This is a genomic window from Psychroserpens sp. AS72 (assembly GCF_038900375.1).
Classification (GTDB): Bacteria; Bacteroidota; Bacteroidia; order Flavobacteriales; family Flavobacteriaceae; genus Psychroserpens.
In genome coordinates, this window is record NZ_JBBMRC010000004.1 from 131,080 (window position 1) to 146,803 (window position 15,724).

At 31.9% G+C, this 15,724-nt stretch carries 20 protein-coding genes; 14 read left to right on the plus strand and 6 right to left on the minus strand.

The genetic code is table 11. The annotated features are described in order from the left end of the window. Positions 1-14 precede the first annotated feature (14 nt). The 5 genes from WNY78_RS09490 to WNY78_RS09510 all read right to left on the minus strand — a co-directional run bounded on the left by WNY78_RS09490 (position 15) and on the right by WNY78_RS09510 (position 4,522). The gene (locus WNY78_RS09490; RefSeq protein WP_342872957.1) at positions 15-563 is read right to left on the minus strand and encodes a DUF664 domain-containing protein; all 549 of its coding nucleotides are present in this window, start codon (positions 561-563) and stop codon (positions 15-17) included. Between the two features lie 84 nt (positions 564-647). Then, entirely contained in the window at positions 648-1,172 is a 525-nt protein-coding gene (locus WNY78_RS09495) for a DUF4136 domain-containing protein (protein WP_342872958.1), read from the minus strand. Between the two features lie 458 nt (positions 1,173-1,630). Then, complete coding sequence (locus WNY78_RS09500) at positions 1,631-2,341, minus strand: ion transporter (protein WP_342872959.1); 711 nt, start codon at positions 2,339-2,341, stop codon at positions 1,631-1,633. Positions 2,342-2,372: 31 nt separating this feature from the next. Continuing rightward, positions 2,373-3,371 carry a GTPase ObgE gene (gene obgE, locus WNY78_RS09505; RefSeq protein WP_342872960.1) on the minus strand — a complete coding sequence of 333 codons (999 nt, stop codon included), beginning with the start codon at positions 3,369-3,371 and terminating at the stop codon, positions 2,373-2,375. A gap of 41 nt (positions 3,372-3,412) precedes the next feature. Further along, positions 3,413-4,522, minus strand: coding sequence for an adenylate kinase (locus WNY78_RS09510; protein WP_342872961.1), 1,110 nt, complete (start codon positions 4,520-4,522; stop codon positions 3,413-3,415). Between the two features lie 173 nt (positions 4,523-4,695). Between WNY78_RS09510 and WNY78_RS09515 the strand changes: the two genes are divergently transcribed. The 14 genes from WNY78_RS09515 (at position 4,696) to WNY78_RS09580 (ending at position 14,841) form a co-directional block, all read left to right on the plus strand. Next, the gene (locus WNY78_RS09515; RefSeq protein ID WP_342872962.1) at positions 4,696-5,853 is read left to right on the plus strand and encodes a 5-(carboxyamino)imidazole ribonucleotide synthase; all 1,158 of its coding nucleotides are present in this window, start codon (positions 4,696-4,698) and stop codon (positions 5,851-5,853) included. 2 nt (positions 5,854-5,855) lie between these two features. After that, positions 5,856-6,338, plus strand: coding sequence for a 5-(carboxyamino)imidazole ribonucleotide mutase (purE, locus tag WNY78_RS09520; protein ID WP_342872963.1), 483 nt, complete (start codon positions 5,856-5,858; stop codon positions 6,336-6,338). 185 nt (positions 6,339-6,523) lie between these two features. Then, positions 6,524-7,357 carry a hypothetical protein gene (locus WNY78_RS09525; protein WP_342872964.1) on the plus strand — a complete coding sequence of 278 codons (834 nt, stop codon included), beginning with the start codon at positions 6,524-6,526 and terminating at the stop codon, positions 7,355-7,357. Positions 7,358-7,360: 3 nt separating this feature from the next. Beyond that, a complete protein-coding gene (locus tag WNY78_RS09530) occupies positions 7,361-9,394 on the plus strand; it encodes a M3 family metallopeptidase (protein WP_342872965.1) in 2,034 nt (677 codons plus the stop codon). A gap of 107 nt (positions 9,395-9,501) precedes the next feature. Next, positions 9,502-10,005, plus strand: a complete 504-nt coding sequence (locus WNY78_RS09535) for a MarR family transcriptional regulator (RefSeq protein ID WP_342872966.1) — start codon at positions 9,502-9,504, stop codon at positions 10,003-10,005. Between the two features lie 55 nt (positions 10,006-10,060). Beyond that, positions 10,061-10,339 carry a hypothetical protein gene (locus tag WNY78_RS09540; protein ID WP_342872967.1) on the plus strand — a complete coding sequence of 93 codons (279 nt, stop codon included), beginning with the start codon at positions 10,061-10,063 and terminating at the stop codon, positions 10,337-10,339. Between the two features lie 41 nt (positions 10,340-10,380). Beyond that, a complete protein-coding gene (locus tag WNY78_RS09545) occupies positions 10,381-10,746 on the plus strand; it encodes a hypothetical protein (RefSeq protein ID WP_342872968.1) in 366 nt (121 codons plus the stop codon). Positions 10,747-10,761: 15 nt separating this feature from the next. Next, positions 10,762-11,175, plus strand: coding sequence for a hypothetical protein (locus WNY78_RS09550; protein ID WP_342872969.1), 414 nt, complete (start codon positions 10,762-10,764; stop codon positions 11,173-11,175). A 36-nt stretch (positions 11,176-11,211) separates the two neighbouring features. Then, positions 11,212-11,550, plus strand: coding sequence for a hypothetical protein (locus WNY78_RS09555; RefSeq protein ID WP_342872970.1), 339 nt, complete (start codon positions 11,212-11,214; stop codon positions 11,548-11,550). Then, the gene (locus tag WNY78_RS09560; RefSeq protein ID WP_342872971.1) at positions 11,547-12,371 is read left to right on the plus strand and encodes a hypothetical protein; all 825 of its coding nucleotides are present in this window, start codon (positions 11,547-11,549) and stop codon (positions 12,369-12,371) included. The genes WNY78_RS09555 and WNY78_RS09560 overlap by 4 nt, the downstream gene beginning before the upstream one ends. Beyond that, positions 12,371-13,270, plus strand: coding sequence for a TIGR01777 family oxidoreductase (locus tag WNY78_RS09565; RefSeq protein ID WP_342872972.1), 900 nt, complete (start codon positions 12,371-12,373; stop codon positions 13,268-13,270). Before WNY78_RS09560 ends, WNY78_RS09565 begins: the two co-directional genes overlap by 1 nt. Positions 13,271-13,275: 5 nt before the next feature. After that, positions 13,276-13,881 carry a DUF2071 domain-containing protein gene (locus WNY78_RS09570; RefSeq protein ID WP_342872973.1) on the plus strand — a complete coding sequence of 202 codons (606 nt, stop codon included), beginning with the start codon at positions 13,276-13,278 and terminating at the stop codon, positions 13,879-13,881. A gap of 155 nt (positions 13,882-14,036) precedes the next feature. Further along, positions 14,037-14,588, plus strand: coding sequence for a sigma-70 family RNA polymerase sigma factor (locus tag WNY78_RS09575; protein WP_342872974.1), 552 nt, complete (start codon positions 14,037-14,039; stop codon positions 14,586-14,588). A gap of 1 nt (position 14,589) precedes the next feature. After that, a complete protein-coding gene (locus WNY78_RS09580) occupies positions 14,590-14,841 on the plus strand; it encodes a glycine dehydrogenase (RefSeq protein WP_342872975.1) in 252 nt (83 codons plus the stop codon). On the opposite strand, the gene WNY78_RS09585 is transcribed toward WNY78_RS09580, so the two are convergent. Further along, on the minus strand, positions 14,824-15,657 hold the full coding sequence (locus tag WNY78_RS09585) for a hypothetical protein (protein ID WP_342872976.1): 834 nt from the start codon (positions 15,655-15,657) through the stop codon (positions 14,824-14,826). The genes WNY78_RS09580 and WNY78_RS09585 overlap by 18 nt on opposite strands. Between the last annotated feature and the right edge of the window lie 67 nt (positions 15,658-15,724).

Here is a 15,724-nt window from a genome sequence, read left to right on the forward strand (position 1 = left end):
AAAGGCTCTTTTTTTTATTTCAATCGTTTTGTGATTAATGCTAATTGTCCCATATGATTGGCTTGATGTTCCATCACATGAAACCAAGCCCAATGGTTACTCATATTACCATTCATTTCTTTAAACCATGCATCATCTTTTGTTTTAAGTAAAACTTTAGTTTGTTGTCGCACTTCATCATACAAATCTATATAATATGAAATAGGTTTATCTTTAAATTCTTGTCGCGCTTTTTCTCCTAAGTTTAGAGCAGTATCCCACTTTTTAGCTTCTTCTTTATTAAAACCTCTACCTTCAATAGTATAGACTTGATAATAGGCTTCGGTAGCTGCGAGATGATAAATAATTGCTCCTGGACTATTAGCATTCTCATCTAAAAGAAAATCTGTTCCTTTTTGATCTAAACTTACAACATGACGTTCTACTCTAGACTTTAGATTATCTAACATAGATATCATTTGTCCTATATCATTAGAAAACCCTTTAGGAGCTTCTACTGTATTTTGAGCAGAAGTGTTGCAATACAAGCTAAGCGCTAATACAAATACTAATAATTTTTTCATGATTGATGTTTTAAATTCATTTTAAAAATAAAACAATTACAATCTCAAAAGTATGTCATTAACAAGACCTTAACTTACAAATACCTATTTTTTATCCGGTGGAAATCCTTCTAACACTTTGTTTACAAGCGCTATAAATTGAGCTTCACGTTTTTCGGGAGATGCGTTTGGTTTGTAATTTGATTCTGAGATTGCTTGCCAAAAGAGTTGGTTATTACTTTCATCTACAAACTCAAAAACAATTTCTCTACCTAGTTGGCTTTGACCAATTGGTAATCCTATTGAAATTCCACCTCCTACATTTCTTCCAGAGCCACCAACACCTACTCCAAGGTTGTTATTTCGTTGTTGCTGAAATTCGCTAGATTTAATATCGATAAAAAAATCTGGTGTTTGTGATAACGTATAACCTTTTAGCTGCATAGCATCATCTAATGCTTTAAACAAACGTTTTGAGTCTAATTCACTCATACCTATTTTCACATCTGAGAAGTAGTTATAAGTTTTGTATTGTGTAAAGTCTCGCGTTTTTTCATAATCATAATCGACTCGTATTGAAGAACAAGAGGTCAATAATATGACAGTAAGTAATAAATATAAATTTTTCATTGCTTTTTTATTTTAACCTGAGTTCGAACTAATATTTGTTTTCAGTTTGAATGAATTTTTATTCAATTTGTAGTTGTAATTTTAAAGGACTAACTAGTTAATTTAAGAAATTATGACAAAAATTGGAGAAAATTCATCAAATCTTTTAGAAACCCTAAAAAAATGCAATCTTATCGTATAAAATTATTACAATATCATGATATCGAAATAATTTTACACTTCAAATCTCACCTTTTCTTAGGGTTCTGAAAATTAAATCTTAGCTCGAACTCAGGTTTAAAAGTAGCAAAAATTATTCCATGTTGACTAATTTACTTGAGCAGTGCGTTAAGGATGGAGCAATTGTTGGAGCTCATCTTTGATAGCGACTTGTGAGAGCCTGACCCTTTGTAGTTTTTCTACGGAAAAGGGTAACGTCCATAAAGACAAGCTAAGTGAACACATTAGATAAAATAAAATTACTCTTGATCTTTAGAATCTACAGAGTTTGTCAATGCTGAAGAGATAATTCCTGTTGGGATTGCAACAATACCTAAACCAATCATAAGAATAAAAAAAGTGAATACTTTACCACCTACAGTTATGGGATACACATCACCATAACCTACAGTAGTTAATGTGATAATTGCCCACCATAAACTATCAAAAATTGAAGAAAAATGGTCTGGCTGCACTTCGTTTTCAAAATAATAAATCCCAACTGCAGAGAAATAAATAAGAATAAGTGTAATAAAGAAAAATAGAAGTATTTGCTCCTTAGCCATTTTAATAGCTTTCGTAAATTGGTTCATAGCACGATTATAACGAACCAACTTAAATATTCTAAACAATCTTAAAAAACGTAACGCTCGCAAGGATCTTAAATCCACACCAAAAGACAAATAAAATGGAAGAATAGCTAGAAAATCAATAATTCCAAAAACACTAAAAATGAATTTCAATTTGCTATCTGCAACATAGATTCGCAAAAGGTATTCTATTGTAAATACAATAACGCAAAATATTTCTACTGCACGAAGAATAGATCTAGTTTGTGGCTCTAAATCTGGAATTGTCTCCATAGAAAATGTGACAATTGAGATTAAAATCAACGCTTGAATAAACAGAGAAAAATAACGACTTAATGAATTTTCATTAATTTCTACAATACTCTTAATCTGTTTTTTCATTGCAATAGCACTAAAACTAGGTTGTTAATTATTAGTCATTCAACATTTTCCAGAGTTTATCTTTCAATTCCATAATCCCTTTTTGAGCTACAGAGGAAATAAACATGTATTGTATTGGAAGTTCTTTATCTAACTGTACTTTCATTTCAGCTTGAAGTTCGTCATCCAACATATCGCTTTTAGAAATCGCAATCATACGTTCTTTATCTAACATCTCTGGATTGTAACGCTTGAGTTCATCTAACAATATATCGTATTGCTTACGAATATCTTTAGCATCTGCAGGAATTAAAAATAGTAAAATTGAGTTACGTTCTATGTGACGTAAAAAATAGTGACCAAGACCTTTACCTTCAGCAGCACCTTCAATAATCCCTGGAATATCTGCCATAACAAATGTTTGGTAATCGCGATATTCTACGATTCCTAAATTTGGCTTAAGCGTTGTAAACTCATAATCTGCGATTTTAGGTTTAGCAGATGTAATCACAGATAATAAAGTTGATTTCCCAGCATTAGGAAAACCTACCAAACCAACATCTGCAAGAATTTTAAGTTCTAGTGTTACTCTCTTTTCTTCTAAGTCTTCACCAGGTTGTGCATAACGAGGCGTTTGATTACGTGAGTTTTTGAAATGCCAATTACCTAAACCTCCACGACCACCTTGAGCAACAATTTGCTCTTCACCATCATAAGTGATTTCAAAAAGTGTTTCATCAGTTTCTGTATCTTTTACAACAGTTCCTAAAGGCACATCTAAATATTCATCTGCTCCATCAGCTCCTGTACTTCTACTTTTGCTTCCGTGAGATCCATGACCAGCACGTGCATGACGTTTGAATTTTAAATGTAAAAGCGTCCAAAGATTAGAACTTCCGCGGATAATAATATGACCTCCACGTCCTCCATCTCCTCCATCTGGACCGCCTTTTTCTATATATTTTTCACGATGTAAGTGTGCAGAGCCTTGCCCTCCTTTTCCAGAGGATACTTGTATTTTTACGTAGTCAACGAAGTTACCTTCTGTCATTATCTTTTATTTATGCGTTATATTTGTTGAACTAGCACTATTTATAACTTATCAATCACAGCATTCAATCGCTCCGTAATATCTTTAATACTACCAACACCATCAACACCAAAATATTTGTCTTGAGCTGCGTAATAATCTTTTAATATTGCTGTTTTTTTGTAGTATTCTGTAATTCTGTTTCTAATAATAGATTCATCAGCATCATCTTTTCTACCACTTGTTTTTCCACGTTCTAATAAACGTCCAACAAGGACTTCATCATCCACTTCTAAAGCAATCATTGCATTAATTTGTGAATCTTTGCTATCCATTAAATTATCTAAGGCTTCTGCTTGAGCATTTGTTCTTGGAAAACCGTCAAAAATAAATCCGTTAGCTCCTGCATTTTTCTCAACCTCAGCATTTAATAAATCAATAGTAACTTGATCTGGCACCAATTCTCCTTTATCCATGAAAGACTTTGCTAACATGCCTAAAGCAGTTTTGTTTTTTATGTTGAATCTAAACACATCTCCTGTTGAGATATGTACTAGATTATACTTTTCTTTTAAAAAATTAGCTTGTGTTCCTTTTCCAGCACCTGGAGGTCCAAATAGGACTAAATTAGTCATGTGTTGTGTTGTTTTTAATTGATATATAGCTGGTAAATCTCTTCCTAAACCATCGTAATCTAGTCCATAGCCAACAATGAATTTATTAGGAATCTCAATACCTACATAATGTAATTTATAATCTTTTTTATACGCTTCTGGTTTGTAAAATAAAGTCGCAATTTTAAGTTCGTCTACATTTTCGTTTTTAAAAATGCGATGTACTTCTTCTAAAGTATTTCCTGAGTCAATAATATCTTCAAGGATAACCACTTTTCTACCAGATACATCTTGTGTTAAACCAATAAGTCTTTGAATATCTTCAGTAGATTTTAAACCTTCATAAGATGCCAACTTAATAAATGTGACTTCACAAGGTTTTGGATATTTCTTCACAAAATCACTCACAAACATAAATGAACCGTTCAAAATCCCTACAAACACTGGTATTTCATCTTGTAAGTCATTTGCAATTTCATCTACCAAACGTTGTACAGTAGCATCTACTTCTTGCTCAGAAATAAAAGGTTTAAAGTATAAATCGTGTAGTTTAATCACCTTTTTTAAGTTTTAAAAAGCCAAAGATACGGATTTGATTTACGTTTGTCTATTTTCAATTTATGATTTTAGAATATTGTTTTATAATTAGTGTATTTTTGTTTAGTAAAAGCGTAGAAATTGCTTAAAAAGCATTTTGACTGCGCTCAATGTGACATGTAGCTAAAAAACTAATGACAAACTATTTCTCTTCAAATTTTAAACTCGGTATTCTTGGTGGTGGACAATTAGGTAAAATGATGTTGTACAGCACCAGAAAATTTGACATTACGACTCATGTCATGGATTCTAGTGATGAAGCGCCTTGTAAAATAGCGTGTAATCAATTTACATTAGGTGATTTGATGGATTTTGATGCGGTTTATAACTTCGGAAAGCAAGTGGACTTATTAACTTTTGAGATTGAAAACGTTAATGTTGCTGCGCTTGAAAAATTAGAAAAAGAAGGCGTGAAGGTTTATCCATCGTCAAAAAATTTACGCATCATTCAAAATAAAGCCACTCAGAAATTATTTTATCGCGATCATAATATACCAACCTCAGACTTTTCTCGTTTTGCTTACCTATCGGAAATTGAAGATGCTATAGAGAATGGAGGATTAGAATTTCCATTTGTTTGGAAAGCGGCTCAATTTGGATATGATGGCAATGGTGTAAAAATGGTGAGACAACTTTCAGATTTAAATGATTTACCAAAAGGTGAATGTATTACTGAAGATCTCGTGCCTTTTAAAAATGAATTGGCAGTTATTGTGGCGAGAAATCCAAATGGTGACGTCAAAACCTATCCAGTTGTAGAAATGGAGTTTCATCCAGAAGCCAACCAAGTCGAGTATGTGATTTGTCCGGCTCGTATTGACCAAGCTGTTGCTGAAAAAGCGAGAGCTGTCGCGCTTAAAGTTTCCGAAGCATTTAAACATGTAGGACTTTTAGCTGTAGAAATGTTTCAAACAGAAAACGATGAGATATTAGTAAATGAAGTAGCTCCAAGACCACATAACTCAGGTCACCAAACGATTGAAGCTAATTACACCTCTCAATTTGAACAACATATACGTGCCATTTTAAATCTTCCGTTAGGAAAAACAGAAAGCACAGTTGGAGGTATTATGGTAAATTTAGTTGGTGCAGAAGGACACACTGGTGATGTTGTCTATGAAAACATAGAAAACATTATGAAATTAGATGGTGTGACACCTCATATCTACGGAAAAAAGCAAACTCGACCGTTTCGAAAAATGGGACATGTGACCATCGTTAATGAAGATATTAATGAGGCGAGACGCATTGCAGAAGAAGTTAAGAAAACTATTAAAGTTATAAGTAAATAATTATGAATAAAGTAGCAGTTATCATGGGAAGCAAAAGTGATCTTCCTGTCATGCAAGATGCCATTGACATCCTAAAAAAGTTTAACATTGAGGTAGAAGTAGATATTGTATCTGCACATAGAACACCAGAAAAGTTATTCGATTTTAGTAAAAACGCACATTCTAGAGGTATCAATGTGATTATTGCAGGCGCAGGTGGTGCAGCACATTTACCAGGTATGGTGGCTTCGTTATCACCTTTACCTGTAATTGGTGTTCCTGTAAAAAGCAGTAATTCTATTGATGGTTGGGATTCTGTACTCTCTATTTTACAAATGCCTGGAGGAGTTCCTGTAGCAACAGTCGCTTTAAATGGAGCAAAAAATGCTGGAATTCTTGCTACTCAAATTATTGGCTCAGCTAATGAAGATGTACGCAATACTATTATTGATTACAAAGAAAGCTTAAAAGCTAAAGTGATTGAATCCTCTAAGAATTTAAGCTAATTTATAACAAAAAAAAGCCTCGTTTTTACACGAGACTTTTAAGCTATTAATCAATGTTATTAAATTTTTCTTTTCAGTAATATTAAATAACTCTGCAAATTTAATAATAATTTAACATGAAATTCTTAAGGTTTAGTTAATGGTTTTCAAATACTTATGAACAATTTGAATTAATTCTATAAAATATGAAAATAGTTTTTTTGATTATCTTGGTTAGTTTTTCTTTTGATTGCTTTGCTCAAATCCCAACAGAGCAATACAAGACAGAGATTTCTAATTTAAAAACAGAAGCAACTATTGATGCCTATTGGAAAAAACTCCATGATTTAGATCAGGTCACATATATGCAAGACACAGAGGATCCAATTGCTGGCGATTCTATTTCTCTGGCCAATATGATTCGAACTGCACTCTTATTTGAAACCTATAGTCCGAAGATTTATAAACCTAATAATATAGTACCAATACTCAATTTTTCTCATAATTATAATGGTACATCACTACTTGCTTTTTGGCCTATTATTTTAGATTGTAAACTTATTGGTGGAGCAATAGATAGTTTTGGAGGTCAATTTCCAGCCTATCAACTAGAAGGCTTATCGCTTACTTTTTATGGTTATTCGCTTTTTAATCAGGACGAAAAATACCCGGAATTATTTAAAAAAATAAATATTGAAAGTGCCGATTTAGTAAGCACCAATCTTATCAAAGTATTTGAACACGAGAAACAACTTCGGCAATTAGAAGTTATAGAATCTTTAGGTAAGTGGACCAATAAGTCATTTAAAGATAGAGAAGATAAAGGTTTTTTTGAGTTTGTAAAAATGAATGATGATAACATATATGTTAAACGACGACACAGACTACAAAAATTAATTCTTTTATCTTCGGAAAAAGGAATATCAACTTACAAGATAGAACATGAACCTTTTGGCTGGACTTACAAATTAACCAACGGTAATCTTAGCTTGGTTGATGATTTAAACAACATACTAATTACATATAATTCGCATAAATAACACATGAATATTCTTAATTCTAAATTTGACACACCATACCATACAGCTCCTTTTTCAAAAATTAAAAACGAAGATTATATGCCTGCGTTTTTAAAAGCGATTGAAAAAGCGAGAGCAGAAATTGATGCCATTACTTTGTCTAACGAAGCTCCTACGTTTGAGAATACAATTGAAGCTTTAGATTTTTCGGGTGAAGAATTAGACAGGCTTTCAAGCATTTTTTTCAACCTTAATAGTGCAGAGACTAATGATGAAATTCAAAAGATTGCTCAAGAAGTCTCTCCTCTACTTTCAGAATTTGGCAATGACATCACACTAAATGAAGATTTATTTAAACGTGTAAAATCTGTTTATGATCAAAAGTCTGATTTAGATTTAACGACTGAGCAGCGTACTCTTCTCGATAAAAAATATAAAAGCTTCTCTAGAAATGGTGCTAATCTTTCCGAAGAAAAGAAAACAAGACTTCGTGAGATTGATAAGACATTGAGTAAGTTGAAATTACAATTTGGCGAAAATATATTAGCCGAAACCAACACATATGAAATGCATCTCACCAATGAAAATGATTTGGCTGGATTACCAGAAGGTGCTAAAGAAGCTGCGCAACAATTAGCAGAATCTAAAGATAAAACCGGTTGGTTGATTACTTTAGATTATCCAAGCTATATTCCGTTTATGACCTATGCAGATAATCGCGAACTTCGAAAAGAACTCGCTATTGCTGCTGGTGCAAAAGCATTTAAAGGTGATGAATTAGACAACCAAGACAATGTGTTGCAAATTGCAAAATTACGTTACGAACGTGCTAATTTATTAGGATACAAAACACATGCGCATTTTGTTTTAGAAGAGCGAATGGCAAAAACTCCAGAAACGGTAGAGCGTTTCTTAAACGAACTTTTAGAAAAAGCAAAGCCTGCTGCAGTGAAAGAATTTGCAAACTTAGAGCAATTTGCAAAAGATTTGGATGGGATTGATAGACTAGAAAAATGGGATGGTTCATATTATTCTGAGAAATTGAAGCAAAAATTGTTCAGTTTAGATGATGAGCAATTAAAACCATACTTTAAATTAGAGAATGTCATTGATGGTGTGTTTACTATTGCTGAGCGTTTATTTGATTTAAAATTTGAAGAAATTGATACGATAGATAAATATCACGAAGATGTTTTAACATATAAAGTTACAGATACTAAAGGGAATTTAGTTTCTATTTTTTACGCAGATTTTTTCCCAAGACCAGGAAAACGAAATGGTGCATGGATGACCGTTTACAAACCACAATACATTAAAAACGGAGTGAATGATAGACCACATATTTCTAATGTGTGCAACTTTACTAAGCCAACAAAAAGTAAGCCTTCTCTCCTAACCTTTAATGAAGTTACTACTTTATTTCATGAGTTTGGTCATGGGTTACATGGTATGTTGGCAAATACAACGTATCCTAGTTTATCTGGTACAAGTGTGTTTTGGGATTTTGTAGAGCTGCCTTCTCAAATTCTAGAAAACTGGTGTTATGAAAAAGAAGCGCTAGAGTTATTTGCAACCCATTATGAAACTGGAGAAGTCATTCCAATGGAACTCATTAAAAAAATTAAAGCGTCTGCAACCTTTCATGAAGGGATGCAAACACTACGTCAAATTAGTTTCGGACTTTTAGATATGTCTTGGCATGGACAAGATCCAACATCAATAACGAATGTAAAAGCTCATGAACTAGAAGCTTTTGCTAATACTAAACTCTATCCTGATGTTAAAGAAAATTGCATGAGTACATCATTCTCTCATATTTTTCAAGGTGGCTACAGTTCTGGATATTATAGTTATAAATGGGCAGAAGTTTTGGATGCAGATGCCTTTGAGTATTTCTTAGAAGAAGGTGTTTTTAATAAAGATGTTGCTGAAAAATTCAAGGATTACGTATTATCACAAGGTGGTACTGATGACCCTATGACTTTATACAAACGTTTTAGAGGACAAGAACCAAGACCAGATGCGTTGCTTAAACGTGCTGGATTGATTGCGAAATAATAAAATATGATCGATGACTATTGTTTTCGGTTTATTTTAAAAATAAACTTTCAATAATTATTGAAAGTTTAAAATATTTAATATATTTGTCATGTAAAACAACACACATGAATTACGACGAAGCTAAAATGAAATTTGTAAGTACTTGGGGAAGTCTAGGTACGCTTTGGGGAATTAATAAGGCAATGGCACAAATACAAGCATTACTTTTTATTTCTACAAAACCTTTGTCTATGGAAGACATTATGGAAGATCTTCAAATTTCTCGTGGTAATACAAGCATGAATTTACGACAGTTAATGGATTGGGGAATTGTAACCAAAGAAATCATTCCAGGAGAACGTAAAGAGTATTTTACGACAGAAAAAGATGTACAAGAATTGGCAAGAGTGATTGCTAAAGAACGTAGTCGTAGAGAAATTCAGCCAGTTATTAAAGTATTAAAAGAGGTCTCCTCTATTACAGATGACGGAACAGAAAAAACCAAAGAACTCATAAAACAAACTAAAGCATTACACGATTTAACACAAACTGCAGACGATATGATTAACAAAATGGTAACTCAAAAACAAAACTGGATTACTAAGTCTGTGCTCAAACTCATCAAATAAAAAAATTTAAACCATACTTTCAGTAATTTCTGAAAGTTCTATAATACTATAAACTATGAAAACTGTATTACACATATCTAAAGTTATAAATATCATCGCACTACTTTGTTTAATTTGGCTTGGTTACGGGTTGATGCTCACTGGAATTCTTCAAATTTTAGCTGCGGTTTTGTTTTTTATCGCATTTCCGAAGGAAAAATTAATCTACATCTATTTCACTGTTGTAGCAATCTTTTTTCTGGTTTGGGAAGGCAATCCTTTTGGATGGCAATTTTTAGTAATCTTGGGCTTAATGATTTTATTAACCTACACCATTCACACTAAAAAAATTTAATAGTTACTTTCAATATTTTCTGAAAGTTTAAAACAACAATAATGAACTACAACATCCTCACATATTGCATTTACTTACCAATCATCGCTGTGATTATGGTAAAAGTTGGGTGGATGTTTTACACACATGGCGAAGTATTTCTATTGCATTTATACAAACAAGATGAAACCATTGTAAAACCAATTAACAACCTTTTGCTTATTGGTTACTATCTCACAAATCTAGGTTATGCAATAATCACGCTTGCTTATTGGGAAAAAGTCAATAATCTAACCGAAATGCTAAGCATATTAAGCGAACATTTAGGCATCATAATTATTGGCTTAGCCATTTTACATTATAACAATGTGCTCTGCCTTAACTATCTCGTAAAATCAAAAACTTTAAACAATAAATCAAAACAATAAACTAAATATTACATCATGGAAAATTCTAAAATCATCATCGGTTACCTCATTTATTTACCAATCGTAATCATACTCACGATTTATGTTTCTAAAATGCTTTTTAAAAACGGTAAATACTTTATGCTGGATATTTTTAAAGGACAAGAAGATATTGCACTTGCAACCAATAAACTATTTGAAATTGGTTTTTATCTCATCAATATAGGTTGGGCTTTACTCATTTTAAAAATTAGTTATTCTAGCACTGCGGAAATGAGCTCACAAACACTAATCGAGATTTTGAGTAAGAAAATTGGAGGCTTCTCCATCTACTTAGGTGTGATGCTTTTCATCAACTTATTCTTCTTTTTTAGAGGACGTCGTAAGTCTAGACAAGGCAACAAAAAAATTATAAAGACACCTGTTTATGATGTTAGAGATGAACAGTAGAAACTGAATCTGAAGTTAAATATAAATCTGAAAACAATGAAAATATTATTTTACAGCAACGTTTTCTTTTATCTGGCAACTGTAATTGCTTACACACTTGAAGATGGTGTATTTCTTGGGTTGACATTTCAGTTTTTCTTCGGGATTATTCAACTCATATATTTTTTAATCTGCAGAGGCAGAGAAAACTCTGAGAAAATTAAAAGTTATCTAAACTTATACATTGCATTAGCAGGAATGATGATATTAACTATAGCTTCTTTATTTAAGTTCTTGCATTTTGAAAAATCTATAACATTAATATTGATTTCATTTATACCAATGTTAATAGCAAGCTATTTTGTTTACATCACCTATTTAATTCAAAAACAATGAAAACACTAGAACACCACACACTGCTTTATGATGAGGATTGTCCGTTATGTCAAGTTTATACCTCTGGTTTTATAAAAACAGGAATGTTAGATCAAAACGGAAGACAGCCATACAGCACAATTTCTTCGGAAAGTCAAAATTTCATTAACCTAGAACGTGCATCAAATGAAATCGCTTTGGTAGACAACAAAAACAAAACGGTGATTTATGGGATTGATAGTTTACTGAAAGTTCTTGGATTTAGATTCCCAATAATTGAAAAAATCGGACATATAAAACCTGTGAAATTTCTATTAAAAAAGTTGTATTCTTTTATTTCATATAACCGGAAAGTAATTATTCCAAGTGAGGAAAACACAACAAAAGAGCTACAATGTGTACCAAGTTTTAATGTGAAGTATCGTTTGCTTTATATTCTATTTTCTATAGTTGTAACCATGTTTACTTTGTATTATTTTTCTAAAAACCTTTCGATAATTCCACAAGGTTCTTTAATGAGGGAAGGTTTTATCACTATTGGTCAGTTGTTATTTCAAGGGTTGCTTATCTATAAATTAGATAAAAAAACGATTCTTAATTACTTCGGAAATGTGATGACCATTTCACTTATGGGCAGTTTGCTATTAGTACCTTTATTGCTAATACATTGGATGGTTGAAATTTCAGAAACCATTTTTATAATAGGATTTGGAATTACCGTGTTAATCATGTTCATAGAGCATTATAGACGTATTAAATTACTCAAATTACCGAGTTTTCTAAGTTACACTTGGGTGCTATACAGAATTCTCATTGTTTTAACCATTCTAATTTTAAACTAATGACAACAATAACAATAGCTGGTGGTAGCGGATTTCTAGGACAAGTTCTAGAAGACTACTTTACAAAAAAAGGCAATACAGTTTACATACTAACTAGAACCGTAAAACGTGAAAATGATTTGTATTGGAATGCAAAAGATCTTGAAGATTGGACAAAAACTTTAGAACAAACCGATGTGCTCATAAATCTTACAGGGAAATCTGTAGATTGTAGATATACAGACGCTAACAAAAAACTAATTCTCGATTCTCGTGTAGACTCAACTCATGCATTAGGATTAGCAATTAATCTTTGTGAGAATCCGCCAAAAGTATGGTTTAACTCTTCTACTGCGACGATTTACAGACATTCTACAGACAAACAAATGACTGAAGCAACTGGAGAGATTGGTGATGACTTTTCTATGAACATCGCTAAATCTTGGGAACAAGCGTTTTACTCAATCACCAACCCAAAAACGAGAAAAATAGCTTTGCGAACTTCTATTGTCATGGGAAAACATGGAGGAGCAACAGAGCCTTTAAAAAATCTCGTTAAATTTGGTTTAGGAGGAAAACAAGCCTCAGGAAATCAAAAAGTGAGTTGGATTCATGAACTAGATTTCGCAAGAGCAATTGAATTTTTATTTAAAAATGAGGAACTTGATGGAAATTTCAATTTAGCAGTTCCTAATCCTACAAACAATAAAACGTTGATGTCTTCTTTTAGAAAAGTAATGAAAGTCCCTTTTGGGATTCCTCAACCAGAATGGCTCATTAGATTAGGAGCTAAACTCATTGGCACAGAACCAGAATTGGTTTTAAAAAGCAGAAACGTCATACCAGACCGTTTATTAAGAAATGGATTCAACTTCATACATTCAGATATCGAAATTGCCTTAGATGACCTTATAAATTAATAACTATGACATTTTTAAAAGCCTACTGGAAAAACCTCATCCTTATCAATTACGAGGTAGATCCAAAAATCTTAAAACCCTTTGTACCATTAGGAACAGAATTAGATAGCTATAACGGTAAATACTTTGTAAGCATCGTTGGATTTCTATTTATGGACACCAAAGTGCTAGGCATAAAGTTACCTTATCATGTCAATTTTGAGGAGGTCAACCTGAGATTTTATGTGCAACGACATGGAGAACGTGGTGTGGTTTTTATAAAAGAAATTGTACCCAAACCGTTAATTACTTTAGTCGCTAATTCTATATATCATGAGCATTATTTTACTGCGGAAATGAAACACCAATGGACAAATAGTGAGACTTCAAAAAGCTTTGAATACCAATGGAAATTGAAAGATAGATGGCAATCTATTTCTGTTGAAACTGAAACTGAGTTTATCTCAATACCAGAAAATTCTGAAGAGCAATTTATAACAGAACACTATTTTGGATACACTAAACACAAAAACAAAACTTTTGAATATGAAGTTGTACATCCTTCTTGGCGACAATTAAAAGTAAAAAATTATACTATTAATATAGATTTTGAAGCTAATTATGGATTGTAATTTAAACATCTAAAAAACGTCAAACCTACATCTATTATTCTTGCTGAAGGTTCTGAAGTTAGTGTTAAAAACAAAAAAACCATCCATAAGTAATTATTAGAATAAATGACATTTTTACATTATTTTTGATGAATTCATTTTTTTCAAAACAATAAATGCCTAAACACGTCATAGATCCTAATCAATGGATTAAATTATATTCCGATTATCTTTTTAATTACACGATAACACGTGTTAATGATAGAGAGATTGCTCAAGATTTAGTTCAGGACACTTTTGTTGCTGGTTTAAAATCTATGAAAAATTTTAAAGGAGAAGCGAGTGAACGTACTTGGCTCATTTCGATATTAAAAAGAAAAATTATAGATCACTACCGTAAAATCAATTCTAAAAAAGGAAAAGCTGAAGTTAGAATGACCTACAACAGTGATGAAAACGAAGGTGATTGGTTAGAAGAACGTGTTGCTGATCCTTTTGATAAAACTGCTGAAGATACTATTGAAAACATAGAATTAGGCCAAGCTATTGATAACTGTTTGGAAAAACTCCCAGCAAAACAAGCGCAAGTTTTTGAGATGAAAACAATCTTAAACTATGAAACTGAAGCCATTTGTAATGAATTGAATATTACTGCGTCTAACCTTTGGGTAATAATCCATAGAGCAAGAACTGCTATGGCAAGTTGCCTAGAGAAAAATTGGTTTTAAAATGAGTACAAAAATTATAATCCCATGTGAAGAAGCAAATCATGTTTGTGATAAAACACAATACAAAGAAGCTACACTTTGGGAGAAAATTAAATTAAATATTCACTTATTGTATTGTAAAGCGTGTAGAAAATATACCAAGAACAATACAAAATTGACTAAATTGGTTTCAAATAAACAAGTGACTTTAGATCCTGCTTCTAAAGAAAGTTTACAATCTGCTTTTCAAAAGGAATTAGCTAAACATAAGTAAAATTCCCAACCAAAATACGGGTAAACTCTCCACCCAAAAAGCACTGTAATATTTATTTTGATGTTGTTTTGCTAAAACTAAGAACAATAGAGTGATTGATGAAATTATTAAAGCACTCAATAAAAATTCAGCGTCTATTTCATCTTTAAAATAATTCAAAACATAAAATATAACCAATAATATTAAGCCTACAATTTTAGTTTGCTTTATACCTATTTTCTGCGGAATAGTCGCTAATTTCAAACTATCAAAGTTTAAATCTCTTATTTCAAAAGGAAACATCAATACCAAAACAAAAATAAAACGTTGTAACGTCGTGATAATGATGTCATCAGTAATTGCAATATGATTATTGAGTAATGGTAAAAAAACAGTAACACCAGACCAAACTATTGCAATGATATAGACTTTGAGACCTCCAATACTTCTTAAGTTTTTATGCTTGTCTAAAAATATCTTTTTTGGGATAATAGGAATCGCATATAAAAATGTTGCTAAGCCAAAAAAACCAATATATATTAATGTAATATACTCTAGCTTAAAAGCGAAATAACACATTATTATAAAACAAATTCCGGAAAATACTTGAATCGTTTTTAACCACTGAGCCAAACTGCGATGATGAAATTTCGCCAAACCAAAATACTTCACAAAATTATATCCTGTAATAGATGCAAAAAAAATAAAAAAGAGTATGTTTCCATCGTACTCAATACCAAATTGTAGCAACGTTACCCATGACAAAGCAAATACTGCTAAAGCAACATGGATACTACTATTAATATAAAAATCAAAAATGGTTTTAAGCACACGCATTATACAAAAGTAGACAAACTGTTAATAACCCCTAATATTGGTTGAAAAGTTTCAATTTCATTAACAA

Coding starts and splice junctions, on each gene's coding strand:
- WNY78_RS09490 (WP_342872957.1), bottom strand. CDS start 563: ATGAAAAAATTATTAGTATTTGTATTAGCGCTTAGCTTGTATTGCAAC.
- WNY78_RS09495 (WP_342872958.1), bottom strand. CDS start 1,172: ATGAAAAATTTATATTTATTACTTACTGTCATATTATTGACCTCTTGT.
- WNY78_RS09500 (WP_342872959.1), bottom strand. CDS start 2,341: ATGAAAAAACAGATTAAGAGTATTGTAGAAATTAATGAAAATTCATTA.
- obgE (WP_342872960.1), bottom strand. CDS start 3,371: ATGACAGAAGGTAACTTCGTTGACTACGTAAAAATACAAGTATCCTCT.
- WNY78_RS09515 (WP_342872962.1), top strand. CDS start 4,696: ATGACAAACTATTTCTCTTCAAATTTTAAACTCGGTATTCTTGGTGGT.
- purE (WP_342872963.1), top strand. CDS start 5,856: ATGAATAAAGTAGCAGTTATCATGGGAAGCAAAAGTGATCTTCCTGTC.
- WNY78_RS09525 (WP_342872964.1), top strand. CDS start 6,524: ATGAAAATAGTTTTTTTGATTATCTTGGTTAGTTTTTCTTTTGATTGC.
- WNY78_RS09530 (WP_342872965.1), top strand. CDS start 7,361: ATGAATATTCTTAATTCTAAATTTGACACACCATACCATACAGCTCCT.
- WNY78_RS09535 (WP_342872966.1), top strand. CDS start 9,502: ATGAATTACGACGAAGCTAAAATGAAATTTGTAAGTACTTGGGGAAGT.
- WNY78_RS09540 (WP_342872967.1), top strand. CDS start 10,061: ATGAAAACTGTATTACACATATCTAAAGTTATAAATATCATCGCACTA.
- WNY78_RS09545 (WP_342872968.1), top strand. CDS start 10,381: ATGAACTACAACATCCTCACATATTGCATTTACTTACCAATCATCGCT.
- WNY78_RS09550 (WP_342872969.1), top strand. CDS start 10,762: ATGGAAAATTCTAAAATCATCATCGGTTACCTCATTTATTTACCAATC.
- WNY78_RS09555 (WP_342872970.1), top strand. CDS start 11,212: ATGAAAATATTATTTTACAGCAACGTTTTCTTTTATCTGGCAACTGTA.
- WNY78_RS09560 (WP_342872971.1), top strand. CDS start 11,547: ATGAAAACACTAGAACACCACACACTGCTTTATGATGAGGATTGTCCG.
- WNY78_RS09565 (WP_342872972.1), top strand. CDS start 12,371: ATGACAACAATAACAATAGCTGGTGGTAGCGGATTTCTAGGACAAGTT.
- WNY78_RS09570 (WP_342872973.1), top strand. CDS start 13,276: ATGACATTTTTAAAAGCCTACTGGAAAAACCTCATCCTTATCAATTAC.
- WNY78_RS09575 (WP_342872974.1), top strand. CDS start 14,037: ATGCCTAAACACGTCATAGATCCTAATCAATGGATTAAATTATATTCC.
- WNY78_RS09580 (WP_342872975.1), top strand. CDS start 14,590: ATGAGTACAAAAATTATAATCCCATGTGAAGAAGCAAATCATGTTTGT.
- WNY78_RS09585 (WP_342872976.1), bottom strand. CDS start 15,657: ATGCGTGTGCTTAAAACCATTTTTGATTTTTATATTAATAGTAGTATC.